Origin of the sequence: Shewanella algicola, from assembly GCF_014648035.1 — a bacterium.
In the GTDB taxonomy this organism is placed as follows: domain Bacteria; phylum Pseudomonadota; class Gammaproteobacteria; order Enterobacterales; family Shewanellaceae; genus Shewanella; species Shewanella algicola.
The window spans coordinates 1-21,568 of the sequence record NZ_BMQI01000032.1; the positions used below are offsets into that span (position 1 = coordinate 1).

The 21,568-nt window shown below is 41.6% G+C and carries 18 protein-coding genes and 1 tRNA gene; 10 read left to right on the top strand and 9 right to left on the bottom strand.

Going from position 1 to position 21,568, the window contains the following annotated elements:
* The first annotated feature begins 186 nt into the window (after positions 1-186).
* From IEY42_RS13980 to ptuB, 4 genes are all read left to right on the top strand, one after another.
* Complete coding sequence (locus IEY42_RS13980; protein ID WP_188925820.1) at positions 187-1,998, top strand: replication endonuclease; 1,812 nt, start codon at positions 187-189, stop codon at positions 1,996-1,998.
* 573 nt (positions 1,999-2,571) lie between these two features.
* Positions 2,572-3,513, top strand: coding sequence for a retron St85 family RNA-directed DNA polymerase (locus tag IEY42_RS13985; RefSeq protein WP_188925821.1), 942 nt, complete (start codon positions 2,572-2,574; stop codon positions 3,511-3,513).
* Positions 3,506-5,188 carry a retron Ec78 anti-phage system effector ATPase PtuA gene (ptuA, locus tag IEY42_RS13990; RefSeq protein WP_188925822.1) on the top strand — a complete coding sequence of 561 codons (1,683 nt, stop codon included), beginning with the start codon at positions 3,506-3,508 and terminating at the stop codon, positions 5,186-5,188. The genes IEY42_RS13985 and ptuA overlap by 8 nt, the downstream gene beginning before the upstream one ends.
* The gene (ptuB, locus tag IEY42_RS13995) at positions 5,185-5,826 is read left to right on the top strand and encodes a retron Ec78 anti-phage system effector HNH endonuclease PtuB (RefSeq protein ID WP_188925823.1); all 642 of its coding nucleotides are present in this window, start codon (positions 5,185-5,187) and stop codon (positions 5,824-5,826) included. Before ptuA ends, ptuB begins: the two co-directional genes overlap by 4 nt.
* 219 nt (positions 5,827-6,045) lie before the next feature.
* On the opposite strand, the gene IEY42_RS14000 is transcribed toward ptuB, so the two are convergent.
* Both IEY42_RS14000 and IEY42_RS14005 read right to left on the bottom strand, forming a co-directional pair.
* Positions 6,046-6,122, bottom strand: a tRNA-Ile gene (locus tag IEY42_RS14000).
* Positions 6,123-6,431: 309 nt separating this feature from the next.
* Positions 6,432-6,575 (bottom strand): hypothetical protein, encoded by a 144-nt coding sequence (locus IEY42_RS14005; protein WP_188925824.1) that lies wholly within the window; start codon positions 6,573-6,575, stop codon positions 6,432-6,434.
* Between the two features lie 494 nt (positions 6,576-7,069).
* Here IEY42_RS14005 and IEY42_RS14010 point away from each other — a divergent pair, with 494 nt between their 5' ends.
* Positions 7,070-9,910 carry an FAD-binding and (Fe-S)-binding domain-containing protein gene (locus tag IEY42_RS14010; RefSeq protein ID WP_188925825.1) on the top strand — a complete coding sequence of 947 codons (2,841 nt, stop codon included), beginning with the start codon at positions 7,070-7,072 and terminating at the stop codon, positions 9,908-9,910.
* A 128-nt stretch (positions 9,911-10,038) separates the two neighbouring features.
* Here the strand turns inward: IEY42_RS14010 and rpoD are convergent, their stop codons facing one another.
* The 4 genes from rpoD to rpsU all read right to left on the bottom strand — a co-directional run bounded on the left by rpoD (position 10,039) and on the right by rpsU (position 14,506).
* On the bottom strand, positions 10,039-11,871 hold the full coding sequence (rpoD, locus tag IEY42_RS14015) for an RNA polymerase sigma factor RpoD (protein WP_229780062.1): 1,833 nt from the start codon (positions 11,869-11,871) through the stop codon (positions 10,039-10,041).
* 151 nt (positions 11,872-12,022) lie between these two features.
* Positions 12,023-13,750, bottom strand: a complete 1,728-nt coding sequence (dnaG, locus tag IEY42_RS14020) for a DNA primase (RefSeq protein ID WP_188925827.1) — start codon at positions 13,748-13,750, stop codon at positions 12,023-12,025.
* An 89-nt stretch (positions 13,751-13,839) separates the two neighbouring features.
* Complete coding sequence (locus IEY42_RS14025) at positions 13,840-14,283, bottom strand: GatB/YqeY domain-containing protein (RefSeq protein ID WP_188925828.1); 444 nt, start codon at positions 14,281-14,283, stop codon at positions 13,840-13,842.
* 7 nt (positions 14,284-14,290) lie between these two features.
* Positions 14,291-14,506 (bottom strand): 30S ribosomal protein S21, encoded by a 216-nt coding sequence (gene rpsU / locus IEY42_RS14030; RefSeq protein WP_006080725.1) that lies wholly within the window; start codon positions 14,504-14,506, stop codon positions 14,291-14,293.
* Between the two features lie 309 nt (positions 14,507-14,815).
* Here rpsU and tsaD point away from each other — a divergent pair, with 309 nt between their 5' ends.
* Positions 14,816-15,832: a tRNA (adenosine(37)-N6)-threonylcarbamoyltransferase complex transferase subunit TsaD gene (tsaD, locus tag IEY42_RS14035; RefSeq protein WP_188925829.1), complete on the top strand. Its 1,017-nt coding sequence runs from the start codon at positions 14,816-14,818 to the stop codon at positions 15,830-15,832.
* Between the two features lie 24 nt (positions 15,833-15,856).
* On the opposite strand, the gene plsY is transcribed toward tsaD, so the two are convergent.
* Entirely contained in the window at positions 15,857-16,486 is a 630-nt protein-coding gene (gene plsY, locus IEY42_RS14040; RefSeq protein ID WP_188925830.1) for a glycerol-3-phosphate 1-O-acyltransferase PlsY, read from the bottom strand.
* Positions 16,487-16,728: 242 nt separating this feature from the next.
* Between plsY and folB the strand changes: the two genes are divergently transcribed.
* From folB to IEY42_RS14060, 4 genes are all read left to right on the top strand, one after another.
* A complete protein-coding gene (gene folB / locus IEY42_RS14045) occupies positions 16,729-17,082 on the top strand; it encodes a dihydroneopterin aldolase (RefSeq protein WP_188916890.1) in 354 nt (117 codons plus the stop codon).
* Positions 17,083-17,122: 40 nt separating this feature from the next.
* Positions 17,123-17,647, top strand: a complete 525-nt coding sequence (folK, locus tag IEY42_RS14050) for a 2-amino-4-hydroxy-6-hydroxymethyldihydropteridine diphosphokinase (RefSeq protein ID WP_188925831.1) — start codon at positions 17,123-17,125, stop codon at positions 17,645-17,647.
* Between the two features lie 25 nt (positions 17,648-17,672).
* Positions 17,673-18,470, top strand: a complete 798-nt coding sequence (locus IEY42_RS14055) for an undecaprenyl-diphosphate phosphatase (RefSeq protein WP_188925832.1) — start codon at positions 17,673-17,675, stop codon at positions 18,468-18,470.
* Positions 18,471-18,590: 120 nt separating this feature from the next.
* The gene (locus tag IEY42_RS14060) at positions 18,591-19,427 is read left to right on the top strand and encodes a putative RNA methyltransferase (RefSeq protein WP_188925833.1); all 837 of its coding nucleotides are present in this window, start codon (positions 18,591-18,593) and stop codon (positions 19,425-19,427) included.
* Positions 19,428-19,766: 339 nt separating this feature from the next.
* On the opposite strand, the gene IEY42_RS14065 is transcribed toward IEY42_RS14060, so the two are convergent.
* Positions 19,767-20,033: an Lpp/OprI family alanine-zipper lipoprotein gene (locus IEY42_RS14065; protein ID WP_124017059.1), complete on the bottom strand. Its 267-nt coding sequence runs from the start codon at positions 20,031-20,033 to the stop codon at positions 19,767-19,769.
* Between the two features lie 278 nt (positions 20,034-20,311).
* Positions 20,312-21,544 (bottom strand): multifunctional CCA addition/repair protein, encoded by a 1,233-nt coding sequence (locus IEY42_RS14070; RefSeq protein ID WP_188925834.1) that lies wholly within the window; start codon positions 21,542-21,544, stop codon positions 20,312-20,314.
* Positions 21,545-21,568 lie beyond the last annotated feature (24 nt).

Sequence of the window (21,568 nt, forward strand, 5' to 3'; positions counted from 1 at the left end):
CGAAGATAGAATTGTGAAACATATTAACTAAATTGCAGTTACACAGAATCTGTTACACCCTCTAATTTGATAAAAAGAACGATATTAGAGGAAGCATTTGCTAAACCAACGCCCTATCTTAGAAATCGTCATATTTTAGACACTACCTCACAGTTATTTAAGCTTTTACCGAAAAAGTTAGCGCATATGTTTTTTGGTTTTGATGATGATATAAATCTCAAAGCCAAAGAGTGTGCTGAATATTGCAGGCGTATTGTTATAGACCCTAGTGCAATTCAATTTATCAGTATTCATCATCAAGCGCTCGATGAAACTCAATCTCATATAAATAGCAAGGTTAATCTTGGAAGCATGCCAGAAACACTCGGTAGTGACGCCGAACAGCTTCTTGCATTTAACCGAATTTATCCCGAAAAATACGGGAATGATACCGGATTGCTTCCCGTAATTGACCAAATCCATCCCGAACAATGCGGGAATGATGCCGAATTGCTTCCTGCAACTGACCAAATCCATCTCGAACAATGCGGGAATGATGCCGAATTGCTTCCTGCAATTGACCAAGTCCATCCCGAAAAATGCGGGAATGATGCCGAATTGCTTCCTGCAATTGACCAAGTCCATCCCGAAAAATGCGGGAATGATACCGAAAGGCTTCCTGCATTTAACCAAAGTCAGATAAAAGATTGCTCTGCTGATACAAAGGAGTTGATTGCAGATTTAACTTCGAAGCAACAGCAAACATTGTATGAGTTTCTATCTAGGTACATTGAGTCATTTGGTCTTAAGCGGTTAGAACTGAATCAATCGATGAAAATATCAGGTTGTATAAAACGGTATTCAGATAAGCGCTGGTGGTTAAAGAAGTTTCGTAAAGTTATTACTCAGGCCAATGAAAAAGCTGCATTACATCTCAATTTTGTTAATAGTAAAAGACAGATTTACGCTAGCAATATCACTACCAAGAACCGAATAACTCAACGGTTGAGAAATGAAGAATTATTGAGTTCTAGCGTCATCATTAACGATGCAGGGCAGCGTTACACATTAAAGGAGGTATCAGACCTCAATGTTTCAAATCCAAAAATCAGAAAAGACGAACTAATTTGCCGTGCTAGAGGCTTTGAAAACTTGGCTAAAGATGAGGGACATGAGGCATTATTTATTACCGTTACATGCCCTTCAAAGTATCACCGAGCATTTTCAAAATCAGGTGCACCTAATCCCAAATGGCAAGGGCTAATGCCAGATGAAGCCAATACCTATTTAAATCATCAATGGCAAAAAACACGAGCTGAATTCAAGCGAAAGAACATCAACCCTTATGGATTTCGTGTGGTTGAGCCACAGCATGACGGTACACCTCATTGGCACATGTTGTTTTTTATTGAAGCTGAAAAGCTCGAAATTATGCAAGATATTATTCGTCATTATGCCTTAGAGGTTGATGGTGATGAAAAAGGAGCTCAAGAGAATCGCTGTGACTTTAAGAAGATTGACCCAAATAAGGGCTCTGCTACGGGCTATATTTTAAAATACATCGTTAAAAATATTGATGGTGAAGGGTTAGGTACAGATAAATTTGGCAATGACTCCGTTTTAGTGGCACAACGGATTGATGCTTGGGCCTCTTGCTGGTGTATTCGCCAATTTCAGCAAATTGGTGGCGCTAGTGTTTCTGTGTGGCGAGAACTTCGAAGAATCCGTACAAAGCTATTTAAGACTGATGCTGAAAATAATTCTTCAATGCTAGAGCAAGCAAGATTGGCCGCAGATAACAGTGATTGGCAAGGGTATAACAACGTTATGGGCGGTGTGTTTGGCAAGTCAAAAGATAGACCAATTAAGTTACATTATGAATTGAATATTGATGAGCAAACGGGAGAGTGTTTACCCAGTTATTATGATGGTGAATTCACCACTAAAGTTAAAGGGCTATGGTTCGCTGGGCAAGCGTTTTTGACGAGGGTTTATCAATGGAGGGTACAAAAAGCATAAACGGTTTAATATAACTGTTAGCCGCAATGTCTAATGTTTTAAATCCATGCTTTAAATTGAAATAACAACAACCAACTCAAGCTTACTTTTTAAGCTTCTAATGCAAAAAAACTGAAAATCTGCTTTCTATCCCTTGATTTAATCTCTCGCCAGAATGGCAAAAGTGCTTTTACTTGGAGTTCTGTAAATAACTGTACTAGTTATTTTATTGGACTAGGTTAAATTCAAGCTAGTATGAATTATGCTTAACACCGAGTGACGGGGCTTACAATTATTCTGTAAATGCATAAGTGTAGGGCTGCATCTATTTAGCTTACTAACAAGCATTGTTAAATATAAAGGGTTGGAGTAGTATTAAAGAGCTCTTTAGCTTAAGACGAATTACGTCTAGTCGGGTGATTAGCCAGACTCTAACTTATTGAACGAGATTAGTTGCGAAATGTACTGACTTCTTCGCTGTCTAAACTCGTTCCTCCTTTAGACAGCGAAGAAGTCAGTACATTTCGCTGTCTCTAGTAAAGAGCTAAGCCCAAGAGTATTAGTACTTTTGGGTTTTTTTTTGTTGAGAGATTTATGAACTTTGTGAAACAACTAGCAAGATACCTAGGAAACAGTGAGTCTGAAGTCATACGTTTTTTGATGGATGCCCCAAGCAAATATCGTGTATACAAGATCCCAAAAAGGTCACACGGACATAGAGTTATAGCTCAGCCATCTAAGGAACTCAAAGAGTACCAGAGGGCATTTCTGGCTATATATACGTTCCCTGTACACCCTACTGCTATGGCATATTGTGAAGGAAAGAGCATCAGAGAAAACGCTCTTGCCCATGTTCACAACAATTATCTACTGAAAACGGACTTTGAAAACTTTTTTAACTCTATAAGTCCTGCCATCTTTTGGCAAAGTGTAGATAATTGTACAGTTGACGTACCAAAGTTTACCGCTAAGGAAAAGATGCTTGTTGAAAAGCTTATTTTTTGGTGCCCAAGTAAAACAGAACACGGTAAACTAGTTTTGAGTGTCGGTGCTCCTACCTCACCAAGCATATCTAACTTCTGTCTCTACGAGTTTGACCGTTTTATGACTAATGTCTGCAACGATCAAAAAATCACTTATACAAGATATGCTGATGATTTGACATTCTCAACCAACGAAAAGAATATTCTTCACACTATAGTTCCTTCTATCCAACAACTATTGGTAGAGAACTTCTCGCACAACCTAAAGCTAAACCACAGTAAAACAGCTTTTTCATCACGTGCGCACAATCGACATGTTACAGGCATTACACTTAGCAATGAAAGGAAGCTCTCTTTAGGTAGAGAGCGTAAGCGATACATCAAGCATCTAATAAATCAATTTAAGTACAACCTATTAGATGACTCGAATATCCGACACTTACAAGGACTATTAGCTTTCGCTCAACATATTGAACCAGTTTTCATAAACCGATTAAAAGCCAAATATACTAATGAGTTAATTCAACGCATCTACGAGGCAAGTCATGAATAGCAAAACAAAAAATACTAAAGAGCTAGAGCGAAAAGCTAGGAAAAAGGAACTACTCCCTACCTTTCAGCTTTATCAAAACTATGCTCATGGTCTAGACGGTGTTGCTAAAGATGAAAAGCTAGCTAATCGCTACCTAATGCAATGTATTGAATACATTGAGAACAATAGTTCTGAAACTCCTGACAGCTTCATTCCAAAACACAAGCTACATTTGGCAAGCCTTGAACTATTTGATTTTCGTCGATTTAAAAACTTACGTATGTTCTTCGAACCAGATCTGACAGTGATAATCGGTAATAATGGCCAAGGTAAAACCACAATCCTTAATGCCATATCCAAAACGTTAAGTTGGATTAATGCCAATATTCTTAAGGAAGAAGGTGCTGGTCAGAGGTTGAGTGAACTATATGATATTAGAAGAGATTCCGATAACTCTTACGCTGATGTGTTAACAGAATTTGAATATGGCTCTGGGTTGCAGCGACTAACTGCACGCCTATCAAGAGCAAGTCTTGGAGCTTCCGAAAGGCGAGACAGCGATGTAAGGAACCTTCGAGAGCTTTCTAATGTATTCCGCGTTGTGAATAACAATAATGTAGTAAACCTCCCTTTGTGCGCCTTTTATTCTGTAGAACGCTCTCACCCACTATCACGCTTAAGTAAGGATAATGTCTTACTTAGAGAAGAGCGTTTTGACGCATACAACTCTGCTCTTGCTGGTTCAGGTAAGTTCGAGCATTTTGTAGAATGGTTTGTAGCTCTACATAAAAGGTCAGTAAATGATAAATCTAACGAAATTGAAGCAATAAAGCAGCAAGTTAAGGATCTACAGTCCTCTGTCGACAGTGGAATCATGTCGTTAGAACCTATTCTTCAACAGACAAGGCTTCAGCTGAATGATGCCTTAGCTACACTGAAGTCCGCTAGGATTAATCAGGTACTAACAGATGCACAAACAAAAAAAATCGTCGTCCAAGCTATCTGTAGTGTCATTCCAAGCGTTAGTGATATGTGGGTTGATACAAGTACTGGTTCAGACGTCGTTTTAGTAAAAAATGACTCCATCGACATAACTATTGAACAACTTTCAGATGGTCAGCGCACTTTCTTAGGGCTGGTATCCGACCTAGTTCGTCGCTTAGTAATGTTAAACCCTAAACTTGATAACCCCCTTGAGGGACAAGGAGTTGTCCTAATCGATGAAATCGAGCTGCATTTGCACCCTAAATGGCAACAGGACGTTTTATTAGACCTTCAAACTTGTTTCCCTAACATTCAATTCATTGTTACAACACATAGCCCTATAGTTCTATCTACTGTTGATAAAAATAACATCAGAATTTTTGAAGGCACAGATACAGAAGGTAGAACTCTCATAGACGCTCCCGACTTTCAAACTAAGGGAATCATCAATTCCGATGTTTTGGAGCAGCTAATGGGTACTTTTGCCACTCCTCAACGCATAGAAGAAGCCCATTGGCTAGCTAAATTTGAATCTCTTTTAATCAGTGGTCATTACGATGATAATTCCGAAGCACAAGCTCTGTATGAAGACATACGTAAACACTTCGGTGAGAAAAGCTCTGAGATAAAAAAATGCGATAGCTTAATCAGAATTCAGGAAATGAAACTCAAAGCTAAAAAAGCCATCGAGAAAAAGAGAATTGGCGAATGAGAAAATTGAATCGCCATCCTTCAAATTGTTTAGTTGGTTTAATCCCTGGACAAAACGACTGGATGGAAGCCCCTAAAGACGATATCTGGATTGAGTTAGACAAAATGCAAAGTGGGTATTGCGCATATTGTGAGTGCCACTTAAAACGTAAACACATTGAGCACTTTAAAACTAGAACGGCCCACCCTCAAGAGATATTCAGTTGGGCTAATATATTTGGCTCTTGCGGCGATAGTTCAAAGACTGGGGGATGGGGGCGCTGCGGGATCTATAAAGATGCTGGTGCAGGCAAATACAATATTTCAGAACTAGTCAAACCAGACGTAGATGATCCTAATGATTATTTGCTCTTTCTAACTTCGGGCATGGTGATTGCACACCCTGAGCTAACAGAGCCAGCCTTACGCAAAGCTGAGGAAACAATTAGGGTTTTCAATCTAAATGGAGACAGTGCTCTCTTCAATAGCAGGCGAAGCGCGATACTGGCCATACAAAAAGAAATAGATGAGCTATATCAGATGCAGGATGAGTTAGGTGATGACTGGCAATCTTTTCTTGACGAAGCATTAACAGGTGTTTGTGAACAGGAGTTTCAAACCGCTTTAGAACATTCTTGGCGTCACAACCTCCCATACTAAGAAACTGAATTAATATTTATTAAACCATCAACTGATTTGGCATTTGTTAGTTATGCCTCCATCAATGTGCTGAAGTGTATACACGATTCCAGATAGCCCACTATTAGTTAGTTAATAGAAGGTATTTAATTAAGCAATAATCTGCTACATATTTGCTACACAGAACTGCAGACATGAAAAAGCCGTAGTAGGTACTAACCTGCTACGGCTTATCAAAATTGGTGGCCCCTCCCAGACTCGAACTGGGGACCTGACGATTATGAGTCGTATGCTCTAACCAACTGAGCTAAGGGGCCGACTTAAGCTAGTCGTCACTAACAAAAGCGGATGCAGTATACGAAGTTTATTTCCGCTTGTCACCTCTGTTTGTGCATGAATTTAGCTTAAATGACTCAAGTGGTTATCTGTTAATCAGTCTCCACATTACTGGCTGTATGTTTGTGGGTTATGACCCTTTGTTCAAGCTTAAGTATTTACTCATTGTGAAGGTGAACATTTGAAATGGCTAATTCTAAACGCCGCATATCTTTGCTGGTTATTGAAATTAGTGATTGTTAGTTGTCATTGTTACTAGAAGTTGACGAATGGGTTTTTAAGGTTAATTACTAACGAGAACCGTTATCAATTTCGATAACATTAGTACCCAAAAATGGGCTGTGACGATATTGCTCAATTGTGAGGTGTTTAATCACTAATTTAACAAATTTTTGTGATTTGCCACCGTGATCAAAGTGGGTTTTATGTGCCATTGTGTGAGGTCGGCCGGTGTTAGGTGGCTTTGGTTTGGGCGGTTGTTCACGTTAGTTGCGTGAATTTTGAACTGATTTGAAGATTAAGAATAAGGGCTGCAGTGTTTGCGGTATGTTGAGAAATTATCTGCTACAAAGATAAGTAAGGTGTGATTGTGTCAGTCAATAAACTTATGTGCAACCCCCATTATAACGTACTAACTAACTTGTGGGTTCGTCTACTGTTTATGAATAGTTTATCGTCTTAGCGAGGCTTGGGCTTGTATTAGATAAGAAGTATAACAAGCGCGAGCAATAAAGATTAACTGAAACTGTTTAAAGATTGATATTTGCGCAACATCCGTGTGCATGATGAGCATACGACATGTCTGGTCAATAAACTCACCTTGAGATATGCCTAGATTTCCCTGCTAGGGGATAGCGTCGGCATAGCGTTCTTTAGATGGAGCTTATCGAGCTCTTCTCACATATTGATGACATGAATGGGGATTCACATGTTGCAATCTAATTTGACAGTTCTTGCAGATAAATTAGGCCAGTATCTTGAGCCTTCACGAGTTTATACCGATTACCTCCGCCGTATCGCTTGGGGTACCGATGCTTCTTTTTATCAAAAACGTCCACAAATTGTTGTCCATCCTAAAACTGAAGCTGAGGCTTCTAACGTTTTATCACAATGCTATCAAACTAATACGCCTGTGACATTTAGAGCCGCTGGTACCGCACTTTGTGGTCAGGCTATTTCTGATTCGGTGTTAATGGTTGCGGGTTTGCATTGGAATCAGTTCAAGGTGTTGGACGGCGGAAAGAAAGTGCAAATGCAACCAGGGGTTATCGGCGCCAAAATCAATGCCGCATTAGCGCCATTAGGTTGGAAGTTTGGCCCAGACCCTGCAACTATTGCCTCTGCAATGGCTGGTGGGATTGTCTCTAACAATGCTTCTGGTATGAACTGTGGTACTCACCATAACTCATATAAGCTCATTGATTCGGCCAGAATCGTTTTTGCTGACGGCTCGATTTTAGATACGGCAAGTGAGCAAGGCCGGGAGGCGTTTAAAAAAGAACACCCAGAGATGGTGCAAGCCATTGAGTCTATTCGCGATGACATTATGTCTGACGATGCTTTAGTGCAGCGTATTAAGCGTAAGTATTCAATTAAGAATGTCACCGGCTTTGGTATGAATTCTTTTGTTGAACACCATGACCCTATCGACATTATTTTGCATCTTATGGTGGGCTCAGAAGGTGCACTGGGTTTCCTTTCTGAAATCACCTTAAACAGTGTAGAGAAAAAAAGCCATTCGGCTTCTGCGATGGTTTACTTTGATTCATTGCGTGGTGCTTGTGAGTCAATTGTTGAGTTACGTAGAGAAGCATTTAACGAGACAAATGCGGCAGAGTTATTAGACAATTTTGCGCTTAAGGCTGTTGCTGAGTCTAAATATGACACACCCGATTTCTTAAATGATGTGCATAAAGATGTCACGGCAGTATTGTTTGAAACCTTTGGCGATAACCAAGAGCAGGTTGATGCTAACATTGCCAAAATGTCTGCCATTATGAAAAAACATGGTCTATATCGCGATGTTGAATTTACTCAAGATGCCGCTGAAATCACTAATATGTGGGCTATCCGTAAAGCGATTTTCCCATTAGCGGGTTCAATGAGACCTGTTGGAACATCGTGTATTATTGAGGATATTGCGTTTCCAATTGAAGTGTTACCTCAAGCGACAATCGATTTACAAAACTTGTCATTTAAACATGGTTATGACGATGCGGTGATTTATGGTCATGCGTTAGAGGGTAACTATCACGTTATTTTTGCTCAAGACTTTTCGACTCAAGCTGAAGTTGACCGTTTTGATGGTTTTATGCAAGCAGTTGTTGACCTTGTTGTAGGGTATGACGGTTCGCTTAAAGCTGAACACGGTACTGGATTTGGTATGGCTGCATTCGTTGAGAAAGAATGGGGCACTGAAGTCTACGACTTGATGAAACGAGTGAAAAATGCACTCGACCCAAGCGGTATTTTAAACCCTGGGGTGATTATCAATGATGATCCATTCTGTCATGCCAAAGGTTTTAAACCTATGCCAGCCGTACATGACATTGTAGATAAATGTATTGAATGTGGCTTCTGCGAACCGCACTGTGTCGCTCATGGTTTAACTTTATCTCCTCGCCAGCGTACTGCTGTTGCAAGGGTGATGAAAACGCTAGAGACAACTGGCAAAGAGCCTGAAGTACTGGCCGAGTTGAAAAAGAACTATCCATACTACGCAATTGATACCTGTGCGGCAGATGGTTTATGTAAACTCGGTTGCCCGATGGGTATTGATACCGGTAAATATGTAAAAGTGCTGCGTGCTGAAGGCGCTAGCAGTATGGATAAGAAAATCTCAGACTTTACCGCTGATCGTTTTGGCACCATGGAGTCTGTCGCTCGATTTGCTTTAGGGGCAACAGACATTTCTCGAAAAATTATCGGTGAATCTGGTATGGGGGCAATCACTAAGGTTGTCCGTAGTATTGCGCCGGGTATGCCTGTGCCATTATGGACAGAAGGTATGCCTACGCGTGGTAAAGCATTACCGAAAACCAAGACTCAGGGAGACATAAAAGCAGTTTATTTCCCTGCGTGTTTAAACCGTATGATGGGTACCAGTGCTAAGCATGACGACCAACGCTCTCTGCCTGAAACGATTGTGAGTCTATTTGAAAAGGCCAACATCGAAATGGTGTCTGGCGAAAAACCTAAGGGCTTATGTTGTGGTCAGCCTTGGGAGTCTTATGGTCATGATGAGGCGGCTGATCGTAAATCCGATGAGCTTTCAGCGTGGTTATTACAGGCGTCAAACAATGGCGAATATCCTATCTTGGTGGCAACAACGGCATGCCTTGAAAGAATGCGCCGTGCTTGTGACAGCCGTTTGAAAATGTACGGTCCTGAAGAATTTGCTTTTGAGTTTTTGGTTGATCGTCTTTCAATCAATAAAATCGTCGATAAAATTGCTGTTCATCCAACCTGTACAACTCGCAAGTTAGGCATGGCAGAGAAACTGGCTGATTTAGCCCGTTTGTGCGCCACAGAGGTTGTGGTGCCTGAAAAAGTGGGCTGCTGTGGCATGGCGGGTAACCGTGGTATGAATTACCCTGAGCTCAATGAGCACGGTTTACGCCACTTAAAAGAGGAAACAAAGGATAAAGGCTGTACCCATGGTTATTCTGTTTCAGCGACGTGTGACGTTGGTTTAACCACCCACTCGGGTATACCGTATAAAAATATCTTAACGTTACTCGATAAAGCATCGAGCAGAAAGCAACTGTAACAGGTTGATTTCAATTACAGCTCACGCAATAGCGTGGGCTTTTTTTTGGCTACAAATTTACACGCAATAAAAAACCCAGCACTTTAGCTGGGTTTTTTGATGTTGCCTTTGCAGACTATGACGAATATTTATTCGTCTAGGAAAGACTTCAAAATCTCTGAGCGAGAAGGGTGGCGTAACTTACGTAACGCTTTAGCTTCAATCTGACGAATACGCTCACGTGTTACGTCAAACTGCTTGCCCACTTCTTCAAGAGTATGGTCGGTGTTCATGTCGATACCGAAACGCATACGCAGTACTTTTGCTTCACGGGCTGTTAGGCCTGCTAGCACTTCGTGAGTGGCGTTCTTTAGACTTTCGCTTGTGGCTGAGTCTAATGGTAGCTCGAGGGTAGTGTCCTCGATAAAATCACCTAAATGCGAATCTTCATCGTCACCGATTGGGGTTTCCATTGAGATTGGCTCTTTAGCGATTTTAAGTACCTTACGGATCTTATCTTCAGGCATCATCATACGTTCTGCCAATTCTTCAGGAGACGGCTCGCGGCCCATTTCTTGAAGCATTTGACGTGAAATACGGTTCAGCTTGTTGATGGTTTCGATCATGTGTACCGGAATACGGATCGTACGTGCCTGGTCAGCAATCGAGCGAGTAATCGCCTGACGGATCCACCACGTTGCATAAGTTGAGAACTTATAACCACGACGGTATTCAAACTTATCAACCGCTTTCATCAAACCGATGTTACCTTCTTGGATTAAGTCCAAGAACTGTAAACCACGGTTGGTGTACTTTTTAGCAATAGAAATAACCAGACGTAAGTTGGCTTCAACCATTTCTTTCTTAGCACGACGTGCTTTTGCTTCACCAATTGACATACGACGGTTAATGTCTTTAATGCCAGCGATGGTTAAATCGGTTTCTTCTTCAATGGCTGCAAGCTTGCCAACGCAACGTGCTACGTCATCTTCGATCATACGAAGACCTTCAGCATAAGGCTTGCTGCTGGCTTTTTCGGTTTCAAACCAAGTTAAGTTAGTTTCATTACCGGTAAATGCTTTAATGAAGTTTTTCTTCGGCATTTTAGCTTGTTCAACACAAAGCTTGATCACTAGACGTTCTTGAACACGTACGCGATCCATCATGTTGCGCATGCTTTTCACTAAGCGGTCAAACTGCTTAGGTACTAGACGGAACTCTTTGAATAGCTCACCAATAACAAACAACGAACCGATGGCTTCAGGGTGGTCACGGCCTTTTTCAGCAATAATGCCTAAGCTTTTTTCGTAAGCTTCTCTTAATTGAGTAAACTTCTCTTTCGCTTCTTCAGGATCCGGACCTTTGTTGCCTTCTTCCTCTTCATCGTCATCATCGTCATCATCATCGTCATCGTCATCATCGGTATTAGCGACTTCTGAACCAATATTGGTGGCGGTAGGGGCGACGTCATCGTCGTCAGGATTGATAAATCCAGAGATAATATCAGACAAGCGCAATTCTTCAGCTTCATACTGGTCGAATTGCTCTAAGATCATTGCGATAGCTTGAGGGTATTCACTCACAGAACTTTGTACTGTGTTAATACCTTCTTCAATACGCTTAGCAATAACAATTTCGCCTTCGCGAGTAAGTAGCTCTACTGTACCCATTTCACGCATGTACATACGTACAGGGTCTGTGGTACGGCCTAACTCACTTTCAACGGTTGCGAGTGCTGCCGCAGCTTCTTCTGCAGCATCTTCGTCTGTGTTGTCTTCCGACATCATCATGTCATCGGCATCTGGCGCTTCTTCAAAAACGCGGATACCCATGTCATTTATCATCTGGATAATATCTTCAATCTGATCAGAATCGACCATGTCTGCTGGTAAGTGGTCGTTCACTTCAGCATAGGTTAAGTAACCTTGCTCTTTACCTTTAGCGAGCAACAGTTTGAGTTGCGACTGCGGAGTGTGATCCATAGATATCATCCAAGTTTGGGTAACTGATAAAACGATAGGCCATCTAGCCGAGCTAAAGTGGCGCGCAAATCGTCAATTATAACTGTGTGGACTAATCTTAGCTAGTCCATGGCAGCGTTTTGTACGCAGATTGTTGAACAATCAATGAGTACTATGTTGCCTTGCCTTTTATTATCGAAATCAGCTTTGTTAGTTGAAGTTTTTCAACTTTGGTCAAAGTCTGCTTAAGGCTTAGTTCCTGATAAAGTTGTTCAATTGATTGATTGTATAACCAAATCAGGGTTTGTTTAAACTCTAGCAATACGTTTTCATCCGCCACTTGATGGTCCCATTGGGCTAGCTTTATTAGAGTGCTTTTTTGTTCATGCTCTCTATGCAGTTCAAGTAGTTGTGCGCTGTTTAACGATTGTTCTCGAGTTATTTCTAACAAGTGCCCGAGTAATTTTACTCCTGGCATTTTTAGTCGTTTTAATGCTGCTTGCTCTTCTAATCCAAACCCTAAATGAGGATGTTGGACTAATAACGCAATGGCTAACCTTAATGGTGTGCCACGGCCTTGTATGCCTTTTGCATTAAGTGGTTGTGCTTTTTTTACCGCAAAACCTAATTTTTTCTTTAAATCTTCGCTACTGTTCATGCCCAGTTTGTGTGCTAAGTTTTCTAGCAACAAATTTTGCAGAACGGTATCTTGTACCTTTTCAATTAGCGCAATGGCTTGCTTGGCTAATGCGCCTTTGTCTGCACCATGGTTGTTACTTAAGGTCTCAAATAGAAACTCTGGAAGTAACATGGCTTGTTGCATTAATGCTTCAAATGCCTCTTTGCCAATTTTTCTGACCATGGTGTCAGGGTCTTCGCCTTGAGGCAAAAACATGAATTTTACTTGGTCGCCAGGTTTGAGCAGTGGCAGAGCGGTTTCTAGTGCTCGCCATGCGGCTTCTCGGCCCGCTCTGTCGCCGTCATAACAACAAATCACTTGTTTGGCACTACGCACTAAAAGCTGAAATTGTTCAGCTGTGGTGGCTGTGCCAAGTGAGGCTACTGCATAATCTACCCCAAATTGCGCCAGGGCGACTACATCCATATAGCCTTCAACAATTAAAACGTGCTGTGGATCGCGGTGTTTTTGTTTGAGCTCATATAAACCGTAAAGCTCATTACCCTTATGAAATATGGGCGTTTCTGGAGAATTCAAGTATTTTGGGGTACCGTCACCCAAAACGCGTCCACCAAATCCGACCACGCGACCTCTGCGATCACGGATTGGGAACATTAATCTGTCACGAAAACGGTCATATCGTTTGCCGTTATCGTTGGCAATGAGCATGCCTGCTGTGAGCAATTTATCTTGTGCTGCTTGGTTTTGACGATAACGGCCTAGTAAACCGTCCCAGCCGTCTGGCGCAAAGCCAATACCAAATTTTTCAACGACCTCGTCTGATAGACCGCGAAATGAAAGATAATCAATCACTTTTTGTTTATCTGTGTGCTGCCGTAATTGACTCTGATAAAAAAGATTGGCTTCTTCCATCAGTTCGTATAAATCGCGGCTTAAGCCTTGGTCAGGCCTTTTCCCTGTACCTTGTTCTCGTGGTACGGATAATCCGAGTTGACCGGCAAGTTCTTCAATAGCATCAACAAATTCGAGGCGATCGTATTCCATGACAAAGTCAATTGCATTGCCGTGGGCGCCACATCCGAAACAATGATAAAACTGTTTGTCTCTGCTGACAGTAAATGAGGGTGATTTTTCACTATGAAAAGGACAGCAAGCCGAATGATTTTTACCGGCTTTTTTCAAAGGAACTTTGCGATCTATTAGATCGACTATGTCAATGCGAGCTATAAGCTCATTGATAAAATCACGAGGTATCGCCATTGATTGCTATTTTTCTCGAATTTACTTTATCAATTGATTTAAACAAACAAGCCGTGCAAGTGCACGGCTTATTCAACATTAAAAAGCGATTATTTCAATTTAGCGCGTATCATAGTGCCAATAGCACCTAAATCTGCACGACCTTGAACTTTCGATTTTAATGCTCCCATTACTTTACCCATATCCGCCATGGATGCTGCACCAACTTCAGCGATAGTTGCATCGATAATCGTTGCGACTTCTTCTTCAGTGAGTTGTTGTGGTAAAAAAGCTTCAATAACTTGAATCTCTTCTGCCTCAACTGCGGCTAACTCCGGGCGACCGGCTGCTTCATATTGAGCAATCGAATCACGACGTTGTTTGACCATTTTGGTTAATACAGCTATCGCTTGTTCATCAGTCAGAGATTCGCGGGTATCCACTTCAATCTGCTTAATGGCGGCAAGTGCCATACGAATAGTCCCCAAGCGCACTTTTTCTTTAGCGCGCATGGCTTCTTTCATTTGGTCTTTTAGCTGATCGGTTAAGTTCATAATGAGATTAATATAAACGTACGCGACGTGCGTTTTCGCGAGAAAGCTTTTTAGCTAAACGCTTAACTGCAGCAGCTTTTGCACGCTTACGAGCAGTAGTTGGCTTCTCGTAAAATTCACGAGCACGCACGTCAGCTAAAATACCAGCTTTTTCACAAGAGCGCTTGAAACGACGAAGAGCTACGTCGAATGGTTCGTTTTCACGTACTTTAATAATTGGCATACGCCATCACCCCTTAGGTGTAGTTATGTTGGTTGGCTAAGTCTACGGTTTAATTTGGGCTGACATAAGTTAATGACGTATGACAGACATTAAACAGCAAGGCCTCAACTCAATCCAAAGGCTATTTAAAATGGTGCGGAATTTTACACCGAGCAGCGACCATTTGTAAACCCCTGATTGAGTTTCTCTTTGAGGAAGGCGTAACACTTTCATTTTCTGATAATTATCGGCTTTAATACTGAAACGTTGGAGTATTTGAGCTGACACGGGTAGAATTAGCGGCCTTATTTTTTATGAAGACGAGAGATTATGCGGGTTATAGGTATAGAAACATCTTGTGATGAAACTGGGATTGCGGTGTATGACGATAAGTTAGGCTTAATGTCGCATGTGCTATACAGCCAAGTTAAGTTGCACGCCGATTACGGCGGTGTGGTGCCTGAGCTCGCATCTCGTGATCATGTTCGTAAAATTGTGCCATTAATAAAGCAGGCCTTAAGTGAAGCTAATTCTAGCTTAGATGATATCGACGGTGTTGCTTATACCAAGGGGCCGGGTCTTATTGGTGCTCTGCTGGTTGGTGCCTGTGTTGGCCGCTCTTTAGCTTATGCCTGGAATAAACCTGCAGTAGGTGTCCATCACATGGAAGGTCATTTATTGGCACCTATGTTAGAAGATGATGCGCCAGAATTTCCGTTTATCGCACTGTTAGTCTCAGGCGGTCACTCTATGTTGGTGCAAGTTGAAGGTATTGGCCGTTATCAGGTATTAGGCGAGTCGGTTGATGACGCTGCCGGTGAAGCATTTGATAAAACGGCTAAGTTAATGGGCCTTGATTACCCTGGCGGACCGCGCCTGGCTAAACTGGCGCAAGAAGGCTTACCCGCAGGCTATAAGTTTCCACGCCCGATGACAGACAGACCGGGTTTAGATTTCAGCTTTTCTGGTTTAAAAACGTTTACCGCCAATACCATTGCCGCAGAGCCAGATGATCATCAAACCCGTGCCAATATTGCCCGTGCTTTTGAAGAGGCAGTGGTGGATACATTGGCGATTAAGTGCAAGCGCGCATTAAAACAAACCGGTTACAAGCGCCTCGTTATTGCTGGCGGTGTAAGCGCCAATACACGTTTACGCGAGTCGTTAGCTGAAATGATGTCTAACTTAGGGGGTAACGTTTATTATCCTCGCGGTGAGTTTTGTACTGACAATGGCGCCATGATTGCCTATGCGGGTTTACAACGTTTAGGCGCTGGGCAAATTGAAGGTTTATCGGTTAAAGGTCAACCACGTTGGCCATTAGATAGTTTGCCTGCGGTTGATTAAGCTTTAGCTTAGCGAAATGAAAACCTAACTCTTATTTGTAGTGTTAGGTTTTTTTATGGATTTTTTTCGGGAAACTTTACTTTCTTCACCAATTCGTAAACGGCCGATATTGTCTTTATGCCGAATGAGGATAAGGGTTGAAAGCATTGCCACCGGCAAAATAAATCTATCGTCGAGCCACCATGTATAAAAAGGCGCTAATGTTGCTGCAGCCATTGCCGCAACAGATGAATAGCGAGTAATTAACACAAACACCACCCAGGTTAAAATAAGGCACAGTGCTAAGTCGCCACCAATAGGCGCCATTGCGCCAAATGCCGTTGCCACACCTTTGCCACCTTTAAAACCAAAAAACAGTGGAAATATGTGACCAAGACAAGCCGATACCGCAATAAAACCGAGCGATGCGGCATCCAGGCCCATTTTATAGCCTAGATAAGAGGGAAGTGCGCCTTTTAACATGTCAAAAAATAGCACTAATACTGCAGAACTGACGCCCCCTATGCGTAATACATTCGTGGCACCAGGGTTGCCAGAACCGCTGGTTCTTGGATCAGGTAAACCTCTTATTTTACAAACCAATACGGCACTTGAGATCGAACCAGCTAAATAAGCGGCTATGATCATCAATATTGTGACAATAACGGTGTTCAAATTGGTTTCCTTAGTCTTCTTAGGGTATCATCGCGCATTGATTTGCAAGGCTGCAATAAATGGTACTGGCTAAAGTTAAATTCGTATCAGTTAAAAGATGTTAATTGCACAATAGCGCTTATCCTACTGTTTTAATTCATTAGGAAAAAGGTTAAATGTGTATTATTAAGCATATAATCGGTAATAAAGTTTGATTAGGATGATCTTAGGGTCTTTTTAAGTCGTTCAAGGTGGGTTGTAATATGGATAAGGTGCTTATACGTCAGTTAGCCATAGAAACTGTGATTGGTATTTATGACTGGGAAAAAAAGCTTCATCAAACATTGTTAATCGATTTAGATATGGCGTGGGACAACCGTCTAGCGGCTGCCAGTGATAATTATGAGCATGCGTTGTGCTATGAAACCGTATCGAATCGTTTAACGGCTCTGATCACTGAAAAACCAATTGAATTGATTGAAACCGTTGCTGAAATGATTGCCGAATGCCTGCAAGATGAATTTAATGTGCCCTGGGTAAAAGTTGTCGTGATGAAACCCGGTGCAGTGCCTCATGCAGCATCTGTGGGTGTTGAGATTGAACGTGGCCGTATTTAACAGTGTTTCTTTTTATCGTATTAGCAATTTAGGTTAGCCAATGGCACGTATTTACATCAGCTTAGGGACGAACATCTCGCCTGAGCAACACCTTAAAGCTGGCTTATTAGATTTACAGCAATATTTTGGCCCTTTGCAGTTGTCGCGGGTATTTGAAAGCGAGTCGGTTGGCTTTAAAGGCACCAACTTTTTAAATATGGTGGCAGTGGCAGAAACCAATCTGGCTATTGGAGAGGTTGTTGCAACGTTTAAGCGTATTGAACAGGCTAACGGGCGAATTAGAGGTGAGAAAAAGTTCAGCCCGCGTAGCTTAGACATCGATTTGCTCTTGTATGACGACACGGTTTGTGACGAGCCGGTAGAGCTGCCTCGTGGCGAAATTTTATTTAATGCCTTTGTACTATGGCCTCTTGCTGAAGTTGCCCCTAACTTGAACCATCCGATAGCACAAAAAAGTTATCACGCACTTTGGCAAGCTTATGACAAACAATGTCAAAACTTATGGCCGATAGCGTTTGAGTTCCCAGCTGAATTACAACCCAATATCAAGTTATCAACCCTTTAAAAAGTGAATCTTCACAAGGACAAATATGGACACGCTTCAAGTTATTCTGCTGGCATTAATTCAAGGTTTAACTGAGTTTTTACCGATTTCTAGCTCGGCACATTTAATTTTACCGTCGCAACTTTTAGGTTGGGCAGATCAAGGCCTATCGTTTGATGTTGCAGTGAATACTGGGTCTTTATTTGCGGTCGTGATTTATTTTCGTCACGATATCGTAGCCTTAGCTAAAGCTTGGTTTATGAGTCTTGCCGGCAAACCTAGCCAGGGAAGTAAGCTGGCCTGGTGGATTATTCTAGCCACAATCCCAGCCGTGATTGTTGGTTTTACGGCTAAAGACTTTATTGAAACTCACTTTAGAAACACGCTCGTAATTGCAACCACCACGATTGTGTTTGGTTTGTTGTTATGGTTTGCCGACAGAATGTCAAAAGCGCAATTAAACGAGTTTCAAATGGGCTGGAAAAAAGCTTTATTGATTGGTGTCGCTCAAGCTATGGCACTTATTCCTGGTACATCTCGTTCAGGTGCCACAATGACCGCCGCACTTATGTTGGGTTTAACCCGCGAAGCCGCCGCACGATTTTCGTTTTTAATGTCGATACCTGTGAGTTTTGGTGCTGCGTTATTGGTGACTAAAGATTTAGTTGAAAGCCCTGCAGCAATCGATTATCAGGCACTTGGATTAGGTGTTGTGGTGTCGTTTGTATCGGCTTATTTATGTATTCATTACTTCTTAAAGTTTATTAGCCAGATTGGCATGACACCATTTGTGATTTATCGCCTACTATTAGGGGGTTTATTACTGGGGATGCTTTACCTTTAAGACGATGGCTAAACATTAAATAAGCCGAGTTCAGGTTAATTACACATTTTATAAACGGGTAGCAATACCCGTTTTTTTTCATTATTGGTAACTGTTTGTTATCTCGAGTTAAGGTTTGCTATGACGCTACCGCTATTATGCCCTGTGTGCGCTACACCACTAAAACAACATCAAGCATCGCAAGGTTTTTTTTGTGACAATAAACACCACTTTGATAAGCATGCGCAAGGCTATTGGCCATTATTGAGTAATAGTAAAACTAAGCCTCAAGTGTTGTCGCGCCAGCAAATGCGCGGTCGTCATTTTTTGTTGGAGTCAGGACTATTCGCACCGCTTATTACGCAATTACAAACAAGGTTATTAAGTGTAATAAATGCCAGCAGTGATAAGGCTTTTGAACATCTGGACTACCAGTGTGCCAATGGCTATTACTTACGCCAGCTAGTGCCTGTCGTTGCAGAGGCTGGTGTTGCGTGTGAGCATTGGGGGATTACCGATGCCGAGAATGCAATATTTGCAGCGGCTAAAGCACAAACCCCAGCAAAACTTATTTTAGCCGCGCTAAAAAAACTGCCTTTTGCGACTCAATCAATGGATGTCGTTACCGTGTTCGATTCACTCTTAAAAGGGAAAGAGTGTATTAGAGTATTAAAGGATGATGGCCGAATTTTGATGTTACAGCCTGGTGTGCGTCATTTATGGCAAATTAAGCAGCAAGTGTATCCTGATTTGGTCGAAAAGCCGTTACAGCTTAATTTACCGAATGAGCTTGAGATTGAATCACAGCAGCAAGTGAGTTTTACCCAATCTGTAGCTGGCGAGCAAGCGCTCACGTTGTTAGAAATGTCGGTGTTTGGCTGGCGGGCTAATGATGAGTTAAAGCACAAAATCAAAGCGACTGCGATATCTGAACTTGAGTTTGATTGGCAGATCATTACGCTTAAGAAACGCTTATAAAAACTAATCTGATGACAAGTGATAACAAACGATAAGATAAAGGTGCGGCGAGAGCGTTAGAGTATTAGGCGCTTCGCTGTTAGGTACTATTGCAGCCAAAAACTAAGATTTCTATATAACTGTTTAGAAAGATAAAATGGTTGAACAATGCATCGGGGAAATACTGATTGCACGGGTGTGGAGTTGTAGGAAATGTTTAGATTAACTGCTTAATACTGCTTGATTCTTTATGTTGCACAAACAATTAAGGCTTGACGTTGAAGGCTACCTAAGTAGTTAATCAACAATCAAGCCCTAATAATCAACCTATTAATATAAGCTAATTTTTAATAGCAATTCTTACTTTTTGTAAGAAGAAGCCATGTTGTCTAAACGGTCGTTAGCACGTTTAGCTTCGGCTTGTGCGTCCATAGAAGCAGCTTTAGCGCCTTTAACATCAGCAGATAGCTTGCTTTGCTCAGACTTTAAAGAACCAACTTCTGCTGATAGTTGATCAACTTTGTTTCCTAGGTTTGCTACGCTTTCTTCTAAAGCAGTAGTGTTAGCACAACCACCTAATAAAGCAGTCATCGCAACACCAGCAATCATCAGTACTTTTTTGTTCATGGGTAAATCCCTTAATATATAGGTTGTTAAATAGTGCAACGGCGTGTGCCTTTGCAACGGCGTAATTATGTCACAGTTTTTTTATTTGCTATAGGCAAATATAAGATTATTTATCTAAAATAACGAAATAAATGAAAATTGCAAGTCTACCAGCTTAAAACTACTCTTTTTTATCGATTTTATATAATTCTTAGTGATTTATTGCTTATTCACCGCTAAAAATTGCATTTTTTCGCTTTTTTACTACCAAAGCTGTAATGATAGTTGTAGCACGAATGTTAATTTTTAACCAATTGTAATTTATACTCATTAACACATTCTATGCGTTTTAACTGTAATTGGCTTTTTATTGCTGCTCCCTGGTGTCCCTCAGCGATAATCGATTGCACATCAACCTGGTTTGCCAGTTGCAAGCAATGCTGTAAATAGTCAGCCTGTGGATATTGGGCTTGCTCAAACCCTGTTCGGCCTCTTATGTCGCCATGGCAACATAATAATAAGTCGGTTAACCGTTGAGGTTTTCGCCAAAAGTCTGCTTTATCGAACAGTTTGATTATGGTCTCAGCCCTAAGTTCAAACGCATTATGAATATTTTGGTGCTGGTCGCTCACTAATAACGCTAAATCACGATATTCATTCGGTACTTTTATTCGTTTGCATAGCTTTTTGATTGCGGCTAACCCTTTTTGTCCATGGCCATGATGTTTTGGCCAATCTTGTTTAGGGGTAAGCGCTTTACCTAAGTCGTGCACCAAGGCAGCAAAACGAACAGCTTTGTTTGGGCTCAATTTACTGGTTTGCTCCAGCACCATTAAAGTATGGATACCACTATCAATTTCGGGGTGCCATTTTTCAGGTTGCGGCACACCAAATAAGGCATCGACCTCAGGAAATAACACGTTTAACGCTTGGCATTCTTTTAATACCTCAAAAAACACTTGTGGGCTTTGGCTACCTAATGCTTTATCACATTCTTGCCATACCCGCTCAGGGGTGAGGTGCTCAAGTTCGCCACTGTTTGCTATATCACTCATCAACTGTAACGTTTCAGGTGCGATGCTAAAGCCTAAATGATGAAAACGTGCAGCAAAGCGTGCAACACGTAATACCCGTAAAGGATCTTCTATAAACGCATCAGAAACATGGCGCAGCACTTTAGCCTTAATATCGTCAACACCGTGGTAAGGGTCGTGCAAGTTGCCTTGATCGTCTTGAGCGATGGCATTAATGGTTAAGTCACGGCGTAGTAAGTCTTGTTCAAGGGTGACTTGTTGGTTGGCGTCACAACTAAATCCCTGGTAACCATTACCGGTTTTTCGCTCCGTTCTGGCTAAAGCATATTCTTGTTGTGTTTTGGGGTGTAAGAAAACTGGGAAGTCTTTGCCAACTTGCTGATAACCAAGCGCTAGCATTTGTTCAACACTGCTCCCCACTACCATGTAATCTTTGTCGACCACAGGTTGATTAAGAAGGGAATCGCGCACGGCCCCGCCTACTAAATAAATCTTCATGGCGTACCACAACGTGTAATAATA